The sequence below is a fragment of the Niallia sp. WK069_GA_01 genome, from assembly GCF_983173855.1.
In genome coordinates this window covers 392,678-412,413 of sequence record NZ_OZ470138.1, presented here as the reverse complement: position 1 = coordinate 412,413, position 19,736 = coordinate 392,678, and the positions used below count along the sequence as shown (strand labels likewise).

20 protein-coding genes and 3 pseudogenes are annotated in these 19,736 nt (G+C 35.7%); 10 read left to right on the top strand and 13 right to left on the bottom strand.

Features of this window, described 5'->3' with window-relative positions; genetic code table 11:
• Positions 1-56: 56 nt before the first annotated feature.
• The 6 genes and pseudogenes from AC5LWL_RS01980 to AC5LWL_RS01955 form a co-directional block, all read right to left on the bottom strand.
• Positions 57-203 (bottom strand): annotated as a pseudogene (locus AC5LWL_RS01980) (IS1595 family transposase); the annotation flags it as partial.
• 2 nt (positions 204-205) lie between these two features.
• Positions 206-312, bottom strand: a pseudogene (locus tag AC5LWL_RS01975) (IS1595 family transposase); the annotation flags it as partial.
• Between the two features lie 99 nt (positions 313-411).
• Complete coding sequence (locus AC5LWL_RS01970; protein ID WP_493432776.1) at positions 412-783, bottom strand: DUF423 domain-containing protein; 372 nt, start codon at positions 781-783, stop codon at positions 412-414.
• A 19-nt stretch (positions 784-802) separates the two neighbouring features.
• Positions 803-1,090 (bottom strand): YwdI family protein, encoded by a 288-nt coding sequence (locus tag AC5LWL_RS01965; protein WP_493432775.1) that lies wholly within the window; start codon positions 1,088-1,090, stop codon positions 803-805.
• 338 nt (positions 1,091-1,428) lie between these two features.
• Positions 1,429-2,121 (bottom strand): uracil-DNA glycosylase, encoded by a 693-nt coding sequence (locus AC5LWL_RS01960; RefSeq protein ID WP_493432774.1) that lies wholly within the window; start codon positions 2,119-2,121, stop codon positions 1,429-1,431.
• Between the two features lie 15 nt (positions 2,122-2,136).
• Positions 2,137-2,883 carry a DUF4230 domain-containing protein gene (locus AC5LWL_RS01955; RefSeq protein ID WP_493432773.1) on the bottom strand — a complete coding sequence of 249 codons (747 nt, stop codon included), beginning with the start codon at positions 2,881-2,883 and terminating at the stop codon, positions 2,137-2,139.
• Positions 2,884-3,219: 336 nt separating this feature from the next.
• Between AC5LWL_RS01955 and AC5LWL_RS01950 the strand changes: the two genes are divergently transcribed.
• The gene (locus AC5LWL_RS01950; protein WP_493436513.1) at positions 3,220-3,543 is read left to right on the top strand and encodes a YflT domain-containing protein; all 324 of its coding nucleotides are present in this window, start codon (positions 3,220-3,222) and stop codon (positions 3,541-3,543) included.
• A gap of 266 nt (positions 3,544-3,809) precedes the next feature.
• Here AC5LWL_RS01950 and AC5LWL_RS01945 read toward each other — a convergent pair whose 3' ends face one another.
• The 3 genes from AC5LWL_RS01945 to AC5LWL_RS01935 are packed head-to-tail and all read right to left on the bottom strand — an operon-like array spanning position 3,810 to position 5,549.
• The gene (locus tag AC5LWL_RS01945) at positions 3,810-4,832 is read right to left on the bottom strand and encodes a MoeB/ThiF family adenylyltransferase (RefSeq protein WP_493432772.1); all 1,023 of its coding nucleotides are present in this window, start codon (positions 4,830-4,832) and stop codon (positions 3,810-3,812) included.
• 25 nt (positions 4,833-4,857) lie between these two features.
• Positions 4,858-5,091 carry a MoaD/ThiS family protein gene (locus AC5LWL_RS01940; protein WP_493432771.1) on the bottom strand — a complete coding sequence of 78 codons (234 nt, stop codon included), beginning with the start codon at positions 5,089-5,091 and terminating at the stop codon, positions 4,858-4,860.
• Entirely contained in the window at positions 5,091-5,549 is a 459-nt protein-coding gene (locus tag AC5LWL_RS01935; protein ID WP_493432770.1) for a molybdenum cofactor biosynthesis protein MoaE, read from the bottom strand. Before AC5LWL_RS01935 ends, AC5LWL_RS01940 begins: the two co-directional genes overlap by 1 nt.
• Positions 5,550-6,081: 532 nt before the next feature.
• Here AC5LWL_RS01935 and pdxK point away from each other — a divergent pair.
• From pdxK to bshB2, 5 genes are all read left to right on the top strand, one after another.
• A complete protein-coding gene (gene pdxK / locus AC5LWL_RS01930; RefSeq protein ID WP_493432769.1) occupies positions 6,082-6,903 on the top strand; it encodes a pyridoxine/pyridoxal/pyridoxamine kinase in 822 nt (273 codons plus the stop codon).
• A gap of 333 nt (positions 6,904-7,236) precedes the next feature.
• The gene (locus tag AC5LWL_RS01925) at positions 7,237-7,389 is read left to right on the top strand and encodes a hypothetical protein (protein ID WP_493432768.1); all 153 of its coding nucleotides are present in this window, start codon (positions 7,237-7,239) and stop codon (positions 7,387-7,389) included.
• The gene (locus AC5LWL_RS01920) at positions 7,386-8,504 is read left to right on the top strand and encodes an RNA-guided endonuclease InsQ/TnpB family protein (protein WP_493432767.1); all 1,119 of its coding nucleotides are present in this window, start codon (positions 7,386-7,388) and stop codon (positions 8,502-8,504) included. Before AC5LWL_RS01925 ends, AC5LWL_RS01920 begins: the two co-directional genes overlap by 4 nt.
• 160 nt (positions 8,505-8,664) lie before the next feature.
• Entirely contained in the window at positions 8,665-9,012 is a 348-nt protein-coding gene (locus tag AC5LWL_RS01915) for a YojF family protein (protein WP_493432766.1), read from the top strand.
• Positions 9,013-9,036: 24 nt separating this feature from the next.
• Positions 9,037-9,711 (top strand): bacillithiol biosynthesis deacetylase BshB2, encoded by a 675-nt coding sequence (gene bshB2 / locus AC5LWL_RS01910; RefSeq protein ID WP_493432765.1) that lies wholly within the window; start codon positions 9,037-9,039, stop codon positions 9,709-9,711.
• Positions 9,712-9,817: 106 nt separating this feature from the next.
• On the opposite strand, the gene AC5LWL_RS01905 is transcribed toward bshB2, so the two are convergent.
• Together AC5LWL_RS01905 and AC5LWL_RS01900 are read right to left on the bottom strand one after the other, a co-directional pair.
• A complete protein-coding gene (locus AC5LWL_RS01905; RefSeq protein ID WP_493432764.1) occupies positions 9,818-10,726 on the bottom strand; it encodes a MerR family transcriptional regulator in 909 nt (302 codons plus the stop codon).
• Positions 10,727-10,874: 148 nt separating this feature from the next.
• The gene (locus AC5LWL_RS01900; RefSeq protein WP_493432763.1) at positions 10,875-11,318 is read right to left on the bottom strand and encodes an SRPBCC family protein; all 444 of its coding nucleotides are present in this window, start codon (positions 11,316-11,318) and stop codon (positions 10,875-10,877) included.
• 189 nt (positions 11,319-11,507) lie between these two features.
• Here AC5LWL_RS01900 and AC5LWL_RS01895 point away from each other — a divergent pair, with 189 nt between their 5' ends.
• The 3 genes from AC5LWL_RS01895 (at position 11,508) to AC5LWL_RS01885 (ending at position 14,763) form a co-directional block, all read left to right on the top strand.
• On the top strand, positions 11,508-12,242 hold the full coding sequence (locus AC5LWL_RS01895; RefSeq protein WP_493432762.1) for an ABC transporter ATP-binding protein: 735 nt from the start codon (positions 11,508-11,510) through the stop codon (positions 12,240-12,242).
• The gene (locus tag AC5LWL_RS01890; RefSeq protein WP_493432761.1) at positions 12,232-13,254 is read left to right on the top strand and encodes an ABC transporter permease; all 1,023 of its coding nucleotides are present in this window, start codon (positions 12,232-12,234) and stop codon (positions 13,252-13,254) included. Before AC5LWL_RS01895 ends, AC5LWL_RS01890 begins: the two co-directional genes overlap by 11 nt.
• An 855-nt stretch (positions 13,255-14,109) precedes the next feature.
• Positions 14,110-14,763, top strand: a complete 654-nt coding sequence (locus tag AC5LWL_RS01885) for a TetR/AcrR family transcriptional regulator (protein ID WP_493432760.1) — start codon at positions 14,110-14,112, stop codon at positions 14,761-14,763.
• Positions 14,764-15,013: 250 nt separating this feature from the next.
• On the opposite strand, the pseudogene AC5LWL_RS01880 reads toward AC5LWL_RS01885, so the two are convergent.
• Positions 15,014-15,853 (bottom strand): annotated as a pseudogene (locus AC5LWL_RS01880) (HAD family hydrolase); the annotation flags it as partial.
• Between the two features lie 191 nt (positions 15,854-16,044).
• Complete coding sequence (locus AC5LWL_RS01875; RefSeq protein ID WP_493432582.1) at positions 16,045-17,385, bottom strand: transposase family protein; 1,341 nt, start codon at positions 17,383-17,385, stop codon at positions 16,045-16,047.
• 632 nt (positions 17,386-18,017) lie between these two features.
• Here AC5LWL_RS01875 and AC5LWL_RS01870 point away from each other — a divergent pair.
• Positions 18,018-19,160 carry an IS110 family RNA-guided transposase gene (locus AC5LWL_RS01870; protein ID WP_493432573.1) on the top strand — a complete coding sequence of 381 codons (1,143 nt, stop codon included), beginning with the start codon at positions 18,018-18,020 and terminating at the stop codon, positions 19,158-19,160.
• Positions 19,161-19,736 lie beyond the last annotated feature (576 nt).

Here is a 19,736-nt window from a genome sequence, read left to right as displayed (position 1 = left end):
ATGTGCATCATTTCAATTTTTTGCATTACTTTTTTATTAGACAATAATACATCAAATCTTAGTTTATCATATGTTTTAATAATTGGTATTAAATTCCCTTTTATATCGTTTATTGTGGCTTCATTTAATTGATGTTGGAGGCTTTCAAGCACTTGGAACCAAACGAGATACTTATCAAGATATTTCGTTGCCACGCCGTTAAAAAAAGCCATTTATTCAGGTAGCGGGTTCTAAAAATGCAGTGTTTGTTAAACCAGTGAAAGTGGCAGTACAAGGTTTACAACGATACCGTTGTTTCTTTACTTCATCACCAGCCTTTTAAAAAAATCTATCCCACATTTGCGGATAGATTTTTTCCTTTTTACCCGACTCTTAACGGGCAGTAACTTCCCTTCTAATGGAAGTCTCCTCTTATAAATACTTTACGGCTGCAATAATTAATAATAGCCATGCTGTTAAAAAGGCAACTCCGCCAAGAGGCGTGATTGCGCCTAAAACGCTGATTTGCGTAACAGCCAATACATATAAACTTCCTGCAAATAGAATAATGCCAGCTAGCATTAGCCAGCCTGACCAGCTTAATAAGTTGCTTTGTGGAAATTTCATCATTAATGCTCCGATAATTAAAATACCGGTGCTGTGAAACATTTGATACGTAACTGCCGTTTTCCAAATTTCTAAGTATTTTGCGCTTATTTTTCCTTCTAACCCATGCGCACCAAATGCTCCTAGCGCCACTGCTAAAAAGGCATTAATTGCTCCAATTATAATAAAAGCCTTCATCATTTCCTCCTACCTTCTCTTAAAAATCAAATAAAGAATCGCCATTTCCCTCTTCTGTATGTATCTTTTTTGTTTGCACTGTTTGTGTTGTAGGACTAGGACTAAATGATGCTTGCGGGATATTTGCAGATGGCTGTATTACTTGATAACCCAAGTTTGCCCCTTTTTCATCTTTCTCCAAAATCAATTCACATAAAGATTTCATTGCATGTACACATTCTCTTATTCGAGACTCCGATTCACTTGTCTTTGCTTCTTTTAATTGATCTTCCATTTTTGTTAATAATTGTTGGACAGATATGTTCATTTCTCTCTCCTTTTCTTATCGTTCACTGGACTGAGTCCATGACAGGCTTCAACTTCGATTTAAAGTGTAGCAACGTTGTAATCGATGCAAACCGCCATTAGTTCATTCTTTTAGAGGTTGTTCAAAAAGTCCGGTAAAAATGACACATCGAATTTCTTCGTTGGCTTCACTTTTCCGCTTCTCACGTATCAACTAGAGGATCTTCCACTAAAAACGCTCACGTCCTATGAGCAACGTGGAAGTCATCACATCCTGTGAAAGGGCGATGCTCAGGAGCAAGCCGCCTCGAACTTCTCGGTCCTTTTTATCCTCCTTTTTGAACACGTACTTTTATTATATTATTCCTTATCCAAAAAATCATCTACACACCAATCGATTGGCCGTTTTTTCCATTTTGCTAAAATTGTATTTATTTTCGAAAAAGGTTTACTTCCAAAGAAACCTCGATAAGCAGACAACGGACTTGGATGACTGGACAGAATCACTTCATGTTTATCTGTATCAATTAATGCTAACTTCCCCTGTGCTGGTTTTCCCCATAATACAAATATAACTGGATCTTCCCTCCTGTTAAGCTCTTTTATTATCTCGTTCGTGAAAATCTCCCACCCTTTCCCTTGATGAGAATGAGCCTGTCCTGCTCTTACAGACAAAACAGTGTTTAATAAAAGGACTCCTTGATCTGCCCAGCTTTTTAAATAGCCATGATCCGGAATAGTACAGCCAATATCTTCCTTTAATTCCTTATAAATGTTTTTTAAAGAAGGAGGAATACGAACAGATGGTTTAACGGAAAAACTTAGTCCATGTGCCTGATTGGGACCGTGATAAGGATCTTGTCCTAGTATTACTACTTTCACTTGATAATAGGAAGTAAATAGCAAACTATTAAATAAGTCCTTTTTGGCTGGATAGATTGTATACTGTTGGTATTCTTGCAGTAAAAATTCCTCCAGCTCTATAAAATAGTCTTTGTTTTTTTCTCTATTTAAAAGAGACTCCCAGTCACTCTGTACTACTATATCTGCCATATATATGCCGCTCCCTTAGTTTTCAATAAATGTTACTTGTACAGAATACCCTAATTGTTCATAGAACTGTTTTAATGTTTTTTTGGCATTTGTTTCAGCAACAGTTAATACCCCTTGATTTATTGCTTCCTTTTGTATTTCTTCTTTTGCCTCATTCGCTAAAGAATATCCCTCGTTCCAATCTACTTCTCCTCTGAATATACCTGCTAATGAATATGTCTCAACCTTTTCAAAATCAATAGAGGGATCCTGTAATAGTTGCGCATGGGGCAAATTTAACGTTATTTGTTTTTTATCTTCATCTATCTTTAGCTGATCAGAAGTTAGGTTTTCTAGATTAACACCTGCTGTAACAGCACCTGGAACGACTAGTAATAGCTTTCTTTTTGTTCCAGGTATATTTGTTTCAATCTCTTTCCCAAACAATTCATTATCCTCTTTTTCGAGAATTACTTTTACAAAAGCCTGAGAAGTCGCCAACGAAGATAAGTCCTTCATTTGTTCTAAATAACTGCTCGTTCTTACAGAAGCTTTATCTGTAAAGGACATTTTTAATAGTCCTGCAATGACTGCAAGCAATACCATAATAAAAACAACTAGAAAAAATAATAATTTAAATTGCCGCTTTTTTTTACTATATAAGCGGAATTTAGGAAAACGAAATTCCCTTGATGTACTCATATCTAATGAAGCGGATGCTTGCTCTTTTTTTGCTGCATCTAGCTCTTTTTTAATGCTCTCTTTTTCTTTTTTACTGACCATTTCTTCTCTCCTTTTACACACTTATTTACTAAATAGATAAACGAAATCAGTTCTCGTTTTTCTCCATAATCTCGAGATTAGTATGCATTACCCTTCAGCTTAACTAATTACTATACGCATCTTATCAAAAATAGTTCTATCTATCATGATATTTCTCTATCAATATCGTTTCTTCCTATATCGTTTCTAGCAAAAAAATGACTATTTTACAAGGTTGTTTCGAAAATAAGAATATTTTACCAATAGCTTTTATGTTTATTCTTTTTGAAAACGGATAAATAAAGCATATACAGAGCAGACAATCAGCTCTTCTTAAATCTAAAGGAGGAATACATGATGTATAAAGTAGAAGTAGTAGAAAACGGAGTTCAAGCAAGCAATGTAATTAATGCGTTGGAAAACCAAGGGTATGAAAAAGATCATATTTATATTTTTGCTCATGACAAAGATCGCTCTGATGATTTAACGGAGGCGACAGATACTGCTGAAGTTAGCTTGCAGGAACAAGGATTATTTGATTCTCTCAGCAATGTTTTCAAAAAAAGAGGAGACGAGCTGCGTTCTAAAATGCAATCTGTCGGTTTAACAGAACTGGAAGCAGAAAAATATGAAGAAGTATTAGATACAGGGAAACTTGTTATTGTCGGATCCCATCAATAATCATTACTAAAATATATTGAATAACACCATCTTATTCGTTCACATCAATTTCTCTTCTCTCACAATTATCATATAAGAGTATGTTCAAGAAGGGGGATAAAAAGGACCAAGAAGTTCGAGGCGGCTTCACTTTGGAAAGTAGAAAAGTAAGCCCTTGCAGAAATTCGATGTGTCCATCTTACCAGACTTTTTGAACAATCTCTATAAAGTGCAAGACTGTATGAAGGGTAGAATCTTATTCCACCCATTCCTGCAGTCTTGTTTTACTAGCCTAGTAATTTATCATAAACAGATTTTGCGTAAACAGGATCCTTTGTATTATGAATAAGTGCTCTTCCATCCGAAAATAATACAACTCTCGCTTTTTCCATTTGCACCGATAATAAAAAAGGATTTGATTTTACAGCATATCCATTGTTTTGCAAACTTTTTGCTAAGCTGTTCAAAGATACCTGCTTTTCTTTTGATGGGCGAATTTGCACCGTATCTCTTCCACATAAAATCGCTGTTTTGGTTTGGTTTTTTTTATCTAAAAATGGATATGTCGGTTCTGTCCCACAAGAAGTACAGGTTGATTTTTTTATACGATTTACTTTTATCGACTGATAATGATTGTTCCATAAATCAAAGCTTAAAAACGTCCCTCTTAACGCTTCATTATCTTCTACTAATAACTTCATGGCCTCTGTCACTTGATGTGTTACCACCATTTGTACAGCCGGCGCTATGATTCCACCAGTATCACATGTCATTCCTTGAAGTGGAATTTTCTGTAATAGGCAATGTAAGCAAGGCGTTACACCAGGAATGATTGTATAGCTCATGCCGACACTTCCTACACATGCACCATATATCCAAGGCTTGTTATATTTTTGGGCTAAATCATTGAGAAGCATTCGTGTTTCAAAATTATCCGTTGCATCCATGATCACATCGACACTTGAAATCTTCTGTTCCAGTAAATCAATGGTTGCTTCACTAACAATCCCTTGAATATCACACATTGAATTGACTGCTTGTAATCGTTTTTGGGCAGCAACAGCTTTTGGCATTTTATTACATACATCTTCTTCTGTATACAATGTCTGTCGCTGCAAATTACTTAATTCAATATAATCCCTATCAATAATGGTTAACTTCCCTATTCCCGCTCTTGTCAACATTTCTCCAATACTTGATCCTAACGCACCTGCTCCAATAAGCAATACATGCTTTTCCGCTAGTTTTTTTTGACCTGTTTTTCCTATTGGTGGGAAAAGTATTTGACGGGAATACCGGTCATTATTCATCTTTTATTCCCCCCGTAAATAATTATCATCCTCCACTTACAGGAGGAATAAACGCAATAATATCTTCTTTTGAAATAACATCTCCATCTAATGCAAACTCCTCATTGATCGCGGTCATCGCGACATCCAATGGCAATGCAGGATAGTCGTTCTTTAACAAATTTTTTATTTCGCTTACCGTTTTTCCACTTGCTTCTACTAGAAGTGATTCTTGTCCGACAATATCTTTCAGTGCTGCAAAAAAAAGTACTTTATTCATTATTTATCCTCCTTTTTTGGCTTTCCCGATGGATAAGAATTAGTTCCTTGTTGATTTCCTATCCATTCTTCACCATCTTCCCAATACTCTTTTTTCCAAATAGGGACTATTTCTTTTATTCGTTCAATTGCATACCTATTTGCTTCGTACGCATCGTTTCGATGGGGGGTGGAAACAGCAATGACAACCGCAATATCTGTTATTTCCAGCCTGCCAATTCTATGGGAAATGGATACTTCTGAATGTTTCCATTTTTCAGTTATTTCTTCCCCGATTTGTTGTAATTTTTTTAATGCCATCGACTCATATGCTTCATATATTAAGTGTAGCGTTTTTCTTCCATGTGTCAATTCCCTAACTGTACCAATAAAGGTAGTAATTGCTCCTGCATCTCTTCTTACCACTTTATCGATTACTTCTTGTACAGAAATTGGCTTATTTGTAATTTCAATATTCATTTTAAACTCCTTCAGCTTATAAAGTGGGTTGCATCTCTTTTACCTCAAACTTATACTACTATTCTACTAAAAATCCATGTTATAGGATAGAAGTATCCTATTTATTAAAAGGCCACCATGAAAAGGGGATTTGGCAACCTTGCATACACTTCGCTTTCCTGTGGGCGGGCTACGAGCCTCCTCGCTGCATTGTGGGGCTTTTCCTTTCCCGCAACCCCCATAGGAGTCTTCGTATATTCTGGCTGCTTCCTCCTTCAATCTATCAACGAACTTAATAAAATTGTTATTTTCATCGTTTATCGTGTTAATTTTACTAGGATTGCTGTCTATTGGAAGGAAAAGAATAGATTTGGCGTTTTTAGTGGAAACTATTGTTCGTTAACAACCATTAAAGTATGTACATATAAATGAAGAATGTTGATTTCGTTGGTTAACTAATGAAAAAAAGCTTGAATAGTTGTATGATTAGTTTAAAATACTTTTCCAATGATGGAGTTTCACATTTTGTAAACAACTATAGGAGGCATGCATAATGAAAAAAGTTTTAACATTAGCTGGTTCGGATACAAGCGGCGGTGCTGGTATTCAAGCAGATTTAAAAACATTTCAAGAATTAGGCGTATATGGAATGACTGCACTAACAACGATTGTAACAATGGATCCTAAAAACGGTTGGCATCATAATGTCTTTCCTCAAGATATAAAAACAGTTGAGTCACAATTAGAAACCGTTCTTTCTGTAGGTATTGATGCGATGAAAACAGGCATGTTAGGTTCTGTGGAAATTATTGAACTGGCAAGCAAGTTAATCGTTGAAAATAAACTAGATAATGTTGTTATCGACCCTGTTATGGTTTGCAAGGGGGAGGATGAAGTATTGCATCCTGAAACTGCTGATGCACTAAGGGAATTGCTTGTACCAAAAGCAACGGTTGTCACACCTAATTTATTTGAAGCATGGCAGCTTTCAAAAACAGATAAACCAATTAAAACAGTGGATGATTTAAAAGAAGCTGCTGTTAAAATTCATGCTTTAGGTCCTAAATACGTACTTATTAAAGGCGGCAGCAAATTAAAGCACGAAAAGGCAATCGACCTTCTTTACGATGGAAAAGACTTTACTTTTTATGAAAGTGACATTGTAGATACTACGTATACACATGGAGCAGGCTGCACTTACTCTGCTGCGATTACGGCAGAATTAGCAAAAGGTAAAACAGTATTAGAAGCGATACAAATAGCAAAGGATTTCATCACAGCAGCCATCAGCAACGGCTTTAAACTAAATGAATATGTTGGACCAACGATGCATGGTGCATATCGAAAATTAAGAAAAGCGGAAGCGCCTTGTTAATCGCCGTACGGACTGAAGGGGCTTCGACTGAGATAAAGGAAACACGAAGAGCGTTAGCGATTCGATGTTGACTTATCGTAGGGAGAAGACCTGAAGTACGATAGGCGATAGGCGCTGGAGCTAGACACCAGTCTAACTTTAAAGAACCTATTCTTTCTTATCTTTGAACAAAAAGAAACGATCAGTGCAAACTAAGAAACCATTAAATAAATAATGGAATATACTAGAATAGACGGAGGTTAATAACAGTTAAAAATATTTTGTAAAAGTTCATAAAAACTTCTTATTTTATTATAATCTTTATTTTTATAATAAAACTAAGAGGTGATATAAATGAGATACTATTCAATAGATAGATTTACTAAATGGATAGGAAAAACAACACAAACATTAAGTAAAGGGGATAAACAAAATACTTTTAAACCACATCATGTAATTGAAGGGGATTGTACAATTAGTTCAAAAAAAGAAGTTGATGGAAAGTGATCCTTGCAAAGAAAATAAGGATAAAACCAACTAAAAAGCAGGAACATCAGCTTTGGAAATCAGTAGGAACAGCTCGCTGGGCATATAACTGGACATTAGGGAAACAAGAAGAAAATTATAAGAACGGTGGTAAATTTATATCTGATGAATTCCTGCGTAAAGAATTGACTGTTTTAAAACAAACGGAAGAATATTCTTGGTTGTATGATGTATCAAATAATATTACAAAACAAGCAATTAAAGATGCTTGTGATGCGTATAAGAAATTCTTTAATAATCAAGCAAATAAACCACGTTTCAAAAGCAGGAAGAAATCAAAACCATCTTTTTATAATGACCCTATCAAGTTAAAAGTCAAAAAGAATAAAGTATTAATTGAAAAAGTTGGCTTGATTAAAACATTTGAACTTTTGCCAATGGGTGTAAAGTACTTCAATCCAAGAATCAGTTTTGATGGTAAGTACTGGTATTTGTCTGTTGGAATGGAAGAAGGAGTACAATCAACGGAATTAACAGATGTTTCGCTTGGAATTGATGTTGGCGTGAAAGAACTAGCAGTATGTTCAGATGGTAGAAAGTTTAAAAACATGAACAAAACAAAAGCAGTAAAAAAGGCAGTGAAACGCCTTCGCAGGTTGCAGCGTCAAGTTTCTCGGAAATATGAGATGAATAAGGAGGGAGACCGTTTTGTCAAAACCAGCAACATTATAAAAATCGAAAGGAAAGTGCGGAACCTATATAGAAGATTATCGAATATCAGAACCAATTATCTTCATCAAACGACAAACGATATTGTGAAAACCAAACCATATCGAATTGTAATGGAAACCTTAAACATCAAAGGAATGATGAAGAATAAGCATTTGTCAGAAGCGATTGCCAAACAAGGATTATACGAATTCAAACGGCAAATCCAGTATAAGTGTGAGAAGCATGGGATTGAATTTGTGGAGGCTGATAAATGGTATCCATCTTCTAAAATGTGTTCATGTTGTGGAACGGTTAAAAAGAATCTAAAGCTATCTGACCGAGTATATCAATGTGATTGTGGTCTTATAGTGGATAGGGATTTGAACGCTTCTATCAACTTATCACATTATCAATTAGCAAATTAACACCAAAACGTTACTTGCTAATATGTAGGATTCGTTGTATCCGAATTTACGCCCTCGGAGTGTTATATCAAACGAAAGTAGCTTCGGCAAAATCGGGCACGAGGAACAGGGAAATAAACAAACTTTATAGATTTTTATTAGGTTTTGGCAACGGGAACAAATGGAGTTCATACAAGCAGACAAGGTACAACAAGAGATTGAGCAAAAAGCAAATAAAGATGTTTACATTCATTTAGAAACAACAAATGGTGCCTATGCCAACCATAAAGACGAAACGTTCTTTAATTCTGGTGCCTATATTCGCAATGCACAACTATCCTATGAATATGGAAAAATCACCGGTAATGGACCGTATCGAATTGGGCTAAAAACAAAAATTGGCTGGATATATGCAGAAGGAATTACTCACTATGAAATAGATGATAAAGACCGTCTGCTTCTTGCCGGACTTGATTTTACTGGAAAGCTGGCAGTTGCTCTTGAAATTAGCGAAACACCCTTTGAATAAAATTAGAAAGGAGGAATAAAAAACATGGAAAAAGAAAGACATGTTTTAGTGATTTTCCCCCATCCGGATGATGAAGCATTCGGTATATCAGGAACTATAGCAAATTATACACATGATAACATTCCTGTAACTTATGCATGCCTAACATTGGGAGAAATGGGTCGAAACTTAGGAAATCCTCCCTTCGCAACAAGAGAAACATTGCCATTAGTTCGGAAAGATGAACTACAAGAGGCTGCGAGAGTGTTAGGGATTGAGGACCTTCGTATGTTAGGATACCGAGATAAAACAATTGAATTTCTAGCGGAGGATGTACTGATCAAGGAATTCACTGCACTTATCAATGAGTTAGATCCATCCTTAATCATCTCTTTTTACCCTGGCTACTCTGTGCATCCTGACCATGACGCTACAGCAGAAGCCGTTGTAAAAACATTAGAAAAAATAGATGCTTCAAAACGTCCGAAGCTGCATTGCATTGCCTTCTCACGCAACTGTATAGAAGACATAGGCGAGCCAGATATTACAATAGATGTACAGCGTTTTGCCGATACAAAAATGGCAGCCATTGGTGCACATCGTTCGCAAACACAAGAATTTATAGCTGCTATGCAAGAAGGATTGACGAATCAAGTGCCAGAAGTATTAGAGCGACTTTACACGGAGAAATTGTGGACATATAAATTTGATAACAAGTAACAGGAAAGACAAGATTCTACTTTCATTACCACAATATATTGTGGTAGTTTTCACACTAAAAGGTGGCTATTAAACCAATTAAATAGCCACCTTTTCCTTATAAAAATTAGATGAAGTTATTAAGCAACACTTTTGCCTCTATCCCCTTCTCTTTACTAATTTCTTCTATTATATTGTTTTGTACTTTCACAAATTCAGCATATTTAGGACTGATTTTAATCAATGAGTCATGAAAAGGTGATCCTTGTTTAAAGTTAGGTAAATTTCCTTTTTCTATAGAACATGGTGTTACATTATCCATCGTTTTTAAATTTTCAATAAGCAAACAAAACATATCCTTTAATTGCTGCTTCGCTCGACTATCATTAGAAATTAACTCTTCAATAAAATTCGGATTAGGTTGTTGTGTCTTGAAATGCTCCACCAATGTTTGATTGTCCCAAGACTCTGTTTCTACCTTTTCCTGCACCTCATCCATATCATCTAATAATTGTATCAATCTTAGCCATGCAGTTTTCATTGCTTCGTCCTCTAGATGAACCTTTAGAAATGGTTCATATATTTGAGAAATTAACATTCCAAATGAACCTGGGAAAATTCTTTTTAACTGGTCAGATAAATATTCTTTTTTCTCTGTCTCACTTAAAGCAAGAGTCTTATTAAGTTCTTTCGCTATGCTCGTAAAATCCTCTGATTGATCTAACCTGTTCATAAGCATTTCGGTTAACAGTTTTCTACGATTAATATCATCTAGCTCTATCTTGATACAATCAAGCTGCTCGCTTAAAAGCGTTTTGATATTTTTTTCACCTTGTAAAAATACTTTGATTTCTTCAATGGAAAAATGTAATAACCTTAGGGAAGAAATTAATCTTAAAGTTGTAATATTTTCTTGTGAATATTCTCGATAATTGTTCACTGCATTTTTCTCTACCGTTATAAGATTTACCTCTTCATAATATTTAATCGCTTTTTTTGTTAGTCCCGTTCTTTCCGAAACTACTTTAATATTCATATTTCTAACCTCCTCAACAAGTATATAAAAATTGTAATGTTGTCTGTAAGAGGCAAGTCAATAGTTTAGTTAATCAACATAAAGATTTTCGTGATAGGCTTTCCTTTTACCTTTAGATTGCATATAATCAGCTGCCATTCCAGCTGGATCAGACAACATCCTCTTCTAAGTTCTTTTTGACTCTCTCCAAATGATCTCCATCCTCTGCTCGCAAAATATTAACAAGCATTCTTTTTGTTAATTTCATCATAAATCCTTTTACATGTAAGTTTGCTTTAAACTGTACTTGAGTCCCCTCTTCCACTTCTGAAAATTCATATTCGTAATCCACAATTAAACCATTAGAGTTACTTCGAGTAATATAAGAGATGTTTTCTTCAAAGGAAAGGAATTCAATTTCTGCCACTGCCTTTTTTCCACGAACTTTTCTTATTTCTTGATATTTTGTTCCAATTGCGAGAGTACCTTCTGTAATTTTATGTGTTTCTTCTACATTTTTCATATATTCTGGAGCATTCCCTAAATTAGCCATATAGGCAAAAACAAGTTCAACTGGTTCTGCAATAATTATATTAGCCTGAAAATCAGCCATTTTTCCACCTCGAATTTTTCAAAATATGTCCTTTTCTGTAGACGATAGTTCAAGTATAACTGATTTTTTTAAATCGTTAAAAATTTTAACACAGGAACAATAATGAGTGATTACTCACTTTACAAATCAAGAGAAGAGAATTATTATAAAAGTGAGTAATCACTCATTTGGAAGAAGGGAGATAGAAAGATGACAACTAAACTCGTTATTTCTGCTGATTCAGTCTATAAATCATTTGGTAAACAATCTGTTCTTACTAACATAAGTTTGAAGCTCCAACGTGGTGAAATTTATGGATTATTAGGTCCTTCCGGTTCTGGGAAAACAACCCTTGTAAAGGAATTAGTCGGGCTAGATATACCGGATAAAGGTAATATCCTCGTTTTAGATAACAAAATGCCCAACTTAAAAACAATGGAACGTATTGGATACATGGCCCAAGCTGATGCCTTATATCACGAGTTAACAGCAATGGAAAATCTAGATTTTTTCGCAGCCTTATATGGACTTAAAGGTAAAAAGAAAAAAGAACGAATAGAATGGGCAGCTTCCTTGGTAGACTTATCTGATCACCTTCAAAAGCTTGTTTCTAATTATTCAGGTGGAATGAAACGCAGATTATCTATTAGTATTGCCCTGCTTAATAAGCCTGCCTTATTAATTTTGGATGAACCAACTGTTGGAATTGACCCTGTTCTACGAAAAAATATTTGGGCTACCTTTCAAAAATTAAAAGAAAATGGCACTTCTATTATTGTTACAACACATGTGATGGATGAGGCAGAAAAATGTGATACGCTTGGCATGATTCGCAATGGAAGAATTATTGCAAGCGGCTCCCCCGAAGCATTGAAGGCACAGTGTCATGCTCAAACAATGGAAGAAGCTTTTCTTTATTACGGAGGTCTTTCTTATGAGAATTAAAGCATTAGTGATTCGTATTATGAAACAATTTTACCGGGATAAACGAACAATGGCGATGATGATCCTTGCTCCTATCTTCATTTTAACCTTGTTACATTTAATTTTTAACGGAGAAGACTACGAGCCAAAAATCGGACTTATACAAGCTCCAGAAATGGTAACAGCAGCATTTGAGAAGAGTGATCTCTCCTATTCTGTCTACCAGGATAATAAGGAAGCAAAAAAGGCTATAGAGAACCAAAAAATAGACGGCTATGTATCCTTTGCTAATCACTCCCCTTCCATATTAGTAGAAGGCAGTGATCCAACGGTTAATGGCATTACCTTATCTCGTATAAAAGAAGTTTTGCTGCCTACTTCTAGTACTGGAGGAAATCTAGATATAGATTTTTTATATGGTTCTAAAGATATCAGTCAATTCGACTCGTTTGGACCTGTATTACTTGGTTTTTTTTCCTTTTTCTTTGTATTTTTAATAGCAGGAGTTTCCTTTTTAAGAGAACGAACTTCCGGTACATTAGAAAGATTACTATCAAGTCCTATTAGAAGATGGGAACTAGTTTTATCCTATGTAATTGGATTTGGACTATTTACAATGATTCAATCTAGCATAATCGTCGTCTATTCTGTGTATGTATTAAACATGATAAATGAAGGTTCTATTTTCTATGTATTGTTGGCAAATCTGCTTCTTTCCTTAGCCGCATTAACATTAGGAATCTTGCTTTCTACCTTTGCGAAAAATGAACTACAGATGATGCAATTCATCCCATTAGTTGTAGTGCCACAAGTGTTTTTTTCCGGACTGTTCAATTTAGAAACAATCTCTTCTTCTATAAATTGGCTTTCTATTATTACGCCATTGTACTATGCAGCTGATGCGTTAAAAGATATCATGATCCGTGGGAAAGGCTTAGCAGATATACTTATGCCATTGATGGTCCTGTTGGGATTTTCTGTAATTTTTATCATCATTAACATCCTGACTCTAAAAAAATATCGCAAAATATAAATTAGTACTCAAACTTCGCAGTTATAAATTCCTCTTAATGTATTAGCATAACTTGGTTTAGAGCAATTAGAAAAGGGTGATTGATTAATCTAGCAAACATTATTCCTTATAAATAGGGGCAAGATTCTCGTTTCAGGGTGCTCGCTTTCCGTGGGGCTCGGCTTTAGCCGCTTCGGCCCTTGGCCTGCAGGGTCTCAGCTGTCTCGCTAATCCCACAGGAGTCTCGCACCTTCCACTCCAATCAAGCCGTTTTGCTCCATTAGTTGCTGTCGTTGAACTGGTAAAAACACCCACTTTATTGAATAGACTAAAAGCGACACATTTTAGTAGAATAACGTTGAATAATAACATAAAAAATCAACGCTACTAGTGTTTAGTCATCATACCTTGTCATGAAATTCGAAGATAAGAACTTATTCTAAAACAGGGTGCTTGTAGCGGAGGGTGCCAAGACTCTTGCTGGATAATGTAGGAAGGCTAAAGACCCCGAAAGACAACGCCGAGGAGGCTCAGATCCCACCCCGCGGAAAGGGAAGCAACCCATAGTGGAAAGCAACCTCCACAATAAAAAACATGCCTCCCATTTTTTTGTTCTTAAACCGAGTAATATCAAGGAATTGCAAACGAATTTGATGGTGCGAAGTTTGAGTTAGTACAAGTACTTGTTCAAAAAGGAGGATAAAAAGGACCAAAAAGTTCGAGGCGGCTTAACTTTGAGCATCGGCATTCCACAGGATGTGGTGCCTTCAACGTTGCTCACAGGACAGCAAACAGCTATTCACTGTCCGCTAACTTCTTCTTTTTTCTTCTATCCATTATAATAAAGACATTCAATTTTTCAGAAGGAGTATTATCATGTCTGATCAAGATTCAATTTTGGAATTAATTCTTAAAGAAGAAAACAAAATGACAGATAAACAAAAAAAAATAGTAACTGCTGCTATTGAGGCATTTTCAGAAAAAGGGTTTGCTGCTACCTCCACAAATGAAATTGCCAAAAAGGCTGGAGTTGCGGAGGGAACAATCTTCCGGCATTATAAAACGAAAAAAGACTTGCTTTTAGCATTAGTGACTCCTGTTTTAAGTACATTTATCGCTCCTTTAGTTATCAAGGATTTTGATAAAGTGCTGCATGCCTCCCATAGTAGCTTTGAAGAACTGCTTCGGGCCATTGTAAAAAACAGATTAGCCTTTTTGCAAAAAAACTATACCCTGCTAAAAATACTTCTTCAAGAAATTCCTTTTCATGATGATTTAAGGGAAACGTTTAAAGAGCAAATTGCTGTCAAAGTTTTCAGCCGCTTGCAAGAACTCGTAGAAGCCTTCCAAAAAAAAGGAGAAATCATTGATATTCCATCCTTTTCAGCAGTTCGTTTAGCCATTACTAGTATTATGGGTTTTTTTATAGCACGTTACATTATTATGCCAGAAGCAGAGTGGGATGATGATGAAGAAATAGAGAGAACTATACAGTTTATACTTTACGGTTTACAGCCACGAAAGGAATAAAATTCAGAAAAGCCCCTTTCAACATGGCTTAATAGCAAAGAAATCACCTAAACTAATTAGATTCACACCATCGCACATGAAAAGAAGCAGGTGGAATACACGAAGACTCCCGTGAGAATACGCGAAAGTCGAGACCGAGAAGGCTCGTAGATGAGCCCACAGGAAAGCAAAGTGTAATCCACCTGCGGACTATTCGAGAGAGCCAAAGCCTCTTTTCAGGTTAGCCTTATTCCAAAACAATACTATTTTCCTATGCTTCCGCAAGCGCTAGATTAATGGCCTGCGCTACACCGCTTTCTTCATTTGTCCCCGTGACAAAATGACATTGTTTTTTTATTTCATCAACTGCATTTCCCATTGCAACCGCTCTTCCAGCCTTTAAAAACATCGAAAGATCATTAAAGTTATCTCCAATCGCCATCGTATCTTTTAAAGAAATCCCTTTAGACTGTACAAACTTTTCCAAAGCTACACCTTTTTGCGCATTTATCGCTGTTAACTCTAAGTTTTCTTTACCAGATGCACTAACCGCTAAACCCTCTACCTCACTCAACTGTTCTCTAACCTCTTCAAGCTTCGTTGGTTCAGTATGAGAAACAAGTAATTTATAAATAATGAATTCGTCATCTTCAAATAAAGGCAGATAGCTTTGTACTTCATGAATAACTTCCAAGCGTTCCTCTGCTGCCTTTTGTATCTCCTCTAGATCATGTATATGGCCACTTACCGTAAAAATATCCATAATTAACGATCTCGCCATTTTTTTGTCCAATGTATATGTACCTTTATTTGTATACACCTCATAATACACTTGGTTTTGATGAAGTATTTCTGCTATTCCTTTTGCCAAGCTCTTCTCTAATGGGTTGGTTCCTACTATTTCATGCTTATTTGTACGAATTTCAGCACCATTGGCACAAATCATCGGTGTAATAATTCCAGCATCTTTTAATAAATCACCCGCTTCTTCATACGCACGTCCTGTCGAAATAATAACCTCTATCCCTTTTTGCTGAGCAAGCTTAATTGCTTCCCTATTCGCTGTTGTTACTTCTTGTGCTGAAGTCAATAATGTTCCATCCATATCAGCTCCGAGGAGTAAACTTTGATAAAAAAATGTGAAAGATGTTAAAGTAACTTATTCACATGTAAAAATTTACCATTGTCATTTTCGTCCTTTTTACCAAAAAAGACAAGCCAATTTCGTCATTTCCATTGTGAAATTGTGGATAACTACTTTTCTCTTTCCCAACACCACATCCTTTTGTTATAATTATGGCACTAGGTAAATCTAATTTGCATTGGTTTTCCCAGTTGTACTATATCCTCGTTTGTTAGTGTTTGCCCGCGCAAGGCTTCTAACAGTCGCGAGGATATTTCTTTTACCGTTTTTTTGACGCGCTTCAATGCTTTCGACCCTTGCTCATGAAGCACCATTATGATTTCTGTAATCTGGGCCAATAAATAATGATTTTTCATGGCATTGTAATTTTTACTGCTTGCGTGTTGAATGTGATAGCGTAGGTTTTTTTGTCTGTTAAATCCCTCGTTTTCTATTTTCCAACGGCTTCGTCCAGTGTTAACGAGCCTTTTGGCATTCTTTTTTGTGATTTTTATGTTGGTAAGGAAAAGAAACTTTTGTTTTCCCTTTTTCGTCTCCATTTCGTATTCCAGCACACTTTGTTGATGTTCCCTATAAACAATTCCGTTCACCCAAGTAATTCTTCCTTGTTGGCTATCTTCATTTATATTCAAGACATTGTCTTCCATATTTTTTAATACCTGAAACTCACTGGCAATACTTTTGATGCGATCTTCCTTGAATCGAAATAAATAGTTCCACTTATATTTCTTGCATTGGTTAAAGACCTTTTCACACGCATAAAGACTATCGGCAATGATACAGATGGGCAGCCGTTTGAATGTGTCTTTAAGTCTTGTAGCCAATCGATAAAAAGCATTTAGTTCACAATCTTGTTTCTCCACGTCTTCCGATTCATTTTCAATAAATTCTGAGTCAACACTCAGCACCATATCTCCAACAACCAATTTAGCTTCTAGGACGTGATGCATATAGATGGTCTTTGTTTTTTCTTCACCCGTTTCCTTATCCTTTTCCTTGTAATTTCGTCTCAAGCAGTGGTCACAATGCTTTTCATTAAACGTGAAAATGCCTGTACCATCAATGATAACGCCCCAATATTTCCCCTCAATCCGATAAGAATCAAAGCACCTCTTTTTCAATAATTCTTTGATCATGTACGTTCGGATATGTTCAAGTTCTGCTGGTTTCAACCGAGAAAGAAAATTATTGATTGTGTCATAGTGGGGTAATTCTTCCAAATGTTCAATCCCTAAAATTTTTCCTATATTTTCAATGCACTCGTCCTTGTTGAATTCATTCGTCATTTCACGCATGCTTTTTAGATTACAGGTGTTTTTTAAAATAACCATCATCAAAAGGACTTCTGGGTCATAAATGGTATAGCCCTGGTGTCTTGGATCCTTTACTTTTTTAAGCAACTTATTAAAATCTTTAAAAAAGTGTTTCTGCGTTTTCAGAAACTCGAATAAAAAGTTTATCCCTTTTTCTTTATCACGTTTGTCTTTTCTAGTTATCATAAAAAAAATCCTCCCAAATATCAATATAATAGGGTTTTGTATATCCTAATTATCCTATATTTGGCGAGTGTTAGGTGGAATTATCTCGAAAAACTTTTACTCTTCAGAGCTGCATCCATATCAATTGCAATACATTTAACCATATTTATAAACACCTCAAACTCTTATTTAATCTTTTCATCAAACTTTTATGGACCGCTTACAAAAGCTTACATCTTTCCTTCTTATTAATCAAAGTATATGCATATATTCCCATAATAAATCCTTGAACAAAGGAAACTATTATTTCCGTATACAAGGATTTAGTAGTTTTCTGAAAAAAACCATTTCTCAAAAAGTTAGTAATCATAAGAAACACACATGATTTCACACTCACACCCCGGCATGAAAATTTTTTCTAAGCCGGGGTTTTACTTTTTTGTCCATTTTTCCATACTGATTAATGCTATGGGAAGTAATCTTTACGTGCGCTTTTGTGGTGGTTCGACCCTGTATAAGAAACTGTTTGGAATTTGCCTTGTGTACACCCCTTTGTTGACTCTTCAATTTTTGAGGATGATCACGTACAGAAAAATGCTGTTTGACCAAGCTTATTCCACTTTCCATAGACACTACTTTGGAGGTTGTTTTATTTGGACATTTTATTAACCCATTGTGCCGGAATGGATGTTCATCAAAAAGAGATTGTAGTTTGTGCCCTAACTGGCACTAATAATGAATCCATTCAAAAAGAAACCAAGACTTTTTCCACTTTAACCAAAAGTTTATTTGATTTATTAAAGTGGTTAGAAGAAAAACAAATTACACACATTGCTCTGGAAAGTACCGGAATCTATTGGAAGCCGGTATACAACATCCTTGAAGGATATTTCGATATTACTGTGGCCAATGCCCAACGTATTAAAAACGTTCCTGGTCGTAAGACCGATGTTTCAGATGCAGAATGGATTGCCAAGCTTCTTCGTCATGGATTGATTGAAAAAAGCTTTGTCCCTTCCCAAGATCTTCGGGAATTAAGAGATTTGAACCGTTTACGCAAGAAATGGGTTGGTAACTTAACAGCTGAAAAAAATAGAATTTCAAAGGTCCTCGAATGTTCAAACATAAAGCTTGGTTCAGTTATTTCTGATATCTTTGGGGTTTCTGGACGTAAACTTTTGAAACAGTTAGTCGATAATGGATACCTTGATAAGGCTGATGTTGATGCCAATATCCATCATTCTCTCCGCAAGAAGGCTGATACCATTTCCGATTCTCTTTTCGGAACATTAAATGAACATCAAATGTTTATGATTAAAAGCTCTTGGAATCATATCATGTATTTGGAAACTTCCATTCAAGAACTTGAAAATAGGATAGATACCCTGCTTCATTCCTATCAAGAAGAAAAAGAAATACTTTTATCTATCCCAGGTATAAAGGAACACACAGCTGCTGTTATTATTGCGGAAATCGGAACAGATATGAGCCAATTCCCTTCATCAAGACATTTAGCTTCTTGGGCTGGTGTATCACCTGGCAATAATGAAAGTGCTGGTAAAAAGAAAAGTTCCAAAAGCGTTCAAGGAAACCCACATATAAAAGCTGCTCTTTGTGAGGTTGCTTGGGCTATATCAAGGTCGAAAAATACCTCAATGTCAAATGTTTTTTGGTCTCTATCTGCAAGAAGAGGAAAGAAAAAAGCTTTACAGGCTATTGCACATAAAGTTTTAAGAATTATATATACCCTATTTATTAATAAGCAACACTTCTCTGAACCACGTCTAGCTGGTTAGACGACCTTCCATTACAATACTCTATTAAGGTTGTGATTTTTTTAAAAAATTGAGGTCACACCCTTTCTTTACTATTGTCTTTTTTCTAGAAGTCCACGCTTCAAGATTTTCTTTACACCAAAATCCTGTACCCGCCCTATCAAATAGAACACGTTACTGTATTATACAGATACCCAGAATAGCCACTCGCCCGTTTTATTTTCACAGAAAAAACGCAAGAAACTTTGCTCATCGCCAACGGGTAAATGTTCTAGTAAATAGATAAGGTAAAAGCGTATGAGGCACTTTTTCTTCTTCTTTTCCGCTGTTTTTGTCCTTCATATAAGCGTATGAGGCACTTTTTCTTCTTCTTTTCCGCTGTTTTTGTCCTTCATAAAGCGTATGAGGCACTTTTTCTTCTTCTTTTCCGCTGTTTTTGTCCTTCATAAAGCGTATGAAGCACTTTTTCTTCTTCTTTTCCGCTGTTTTTGTCCTTCATAAAGCGTATGAGGCACTTTTTCTTCTTCTTTTCCGCTGTTTTGGTCCTGATTCATCCTTTTCTAATCTACACAGGAAAATTCTATCTAATTTTGGATA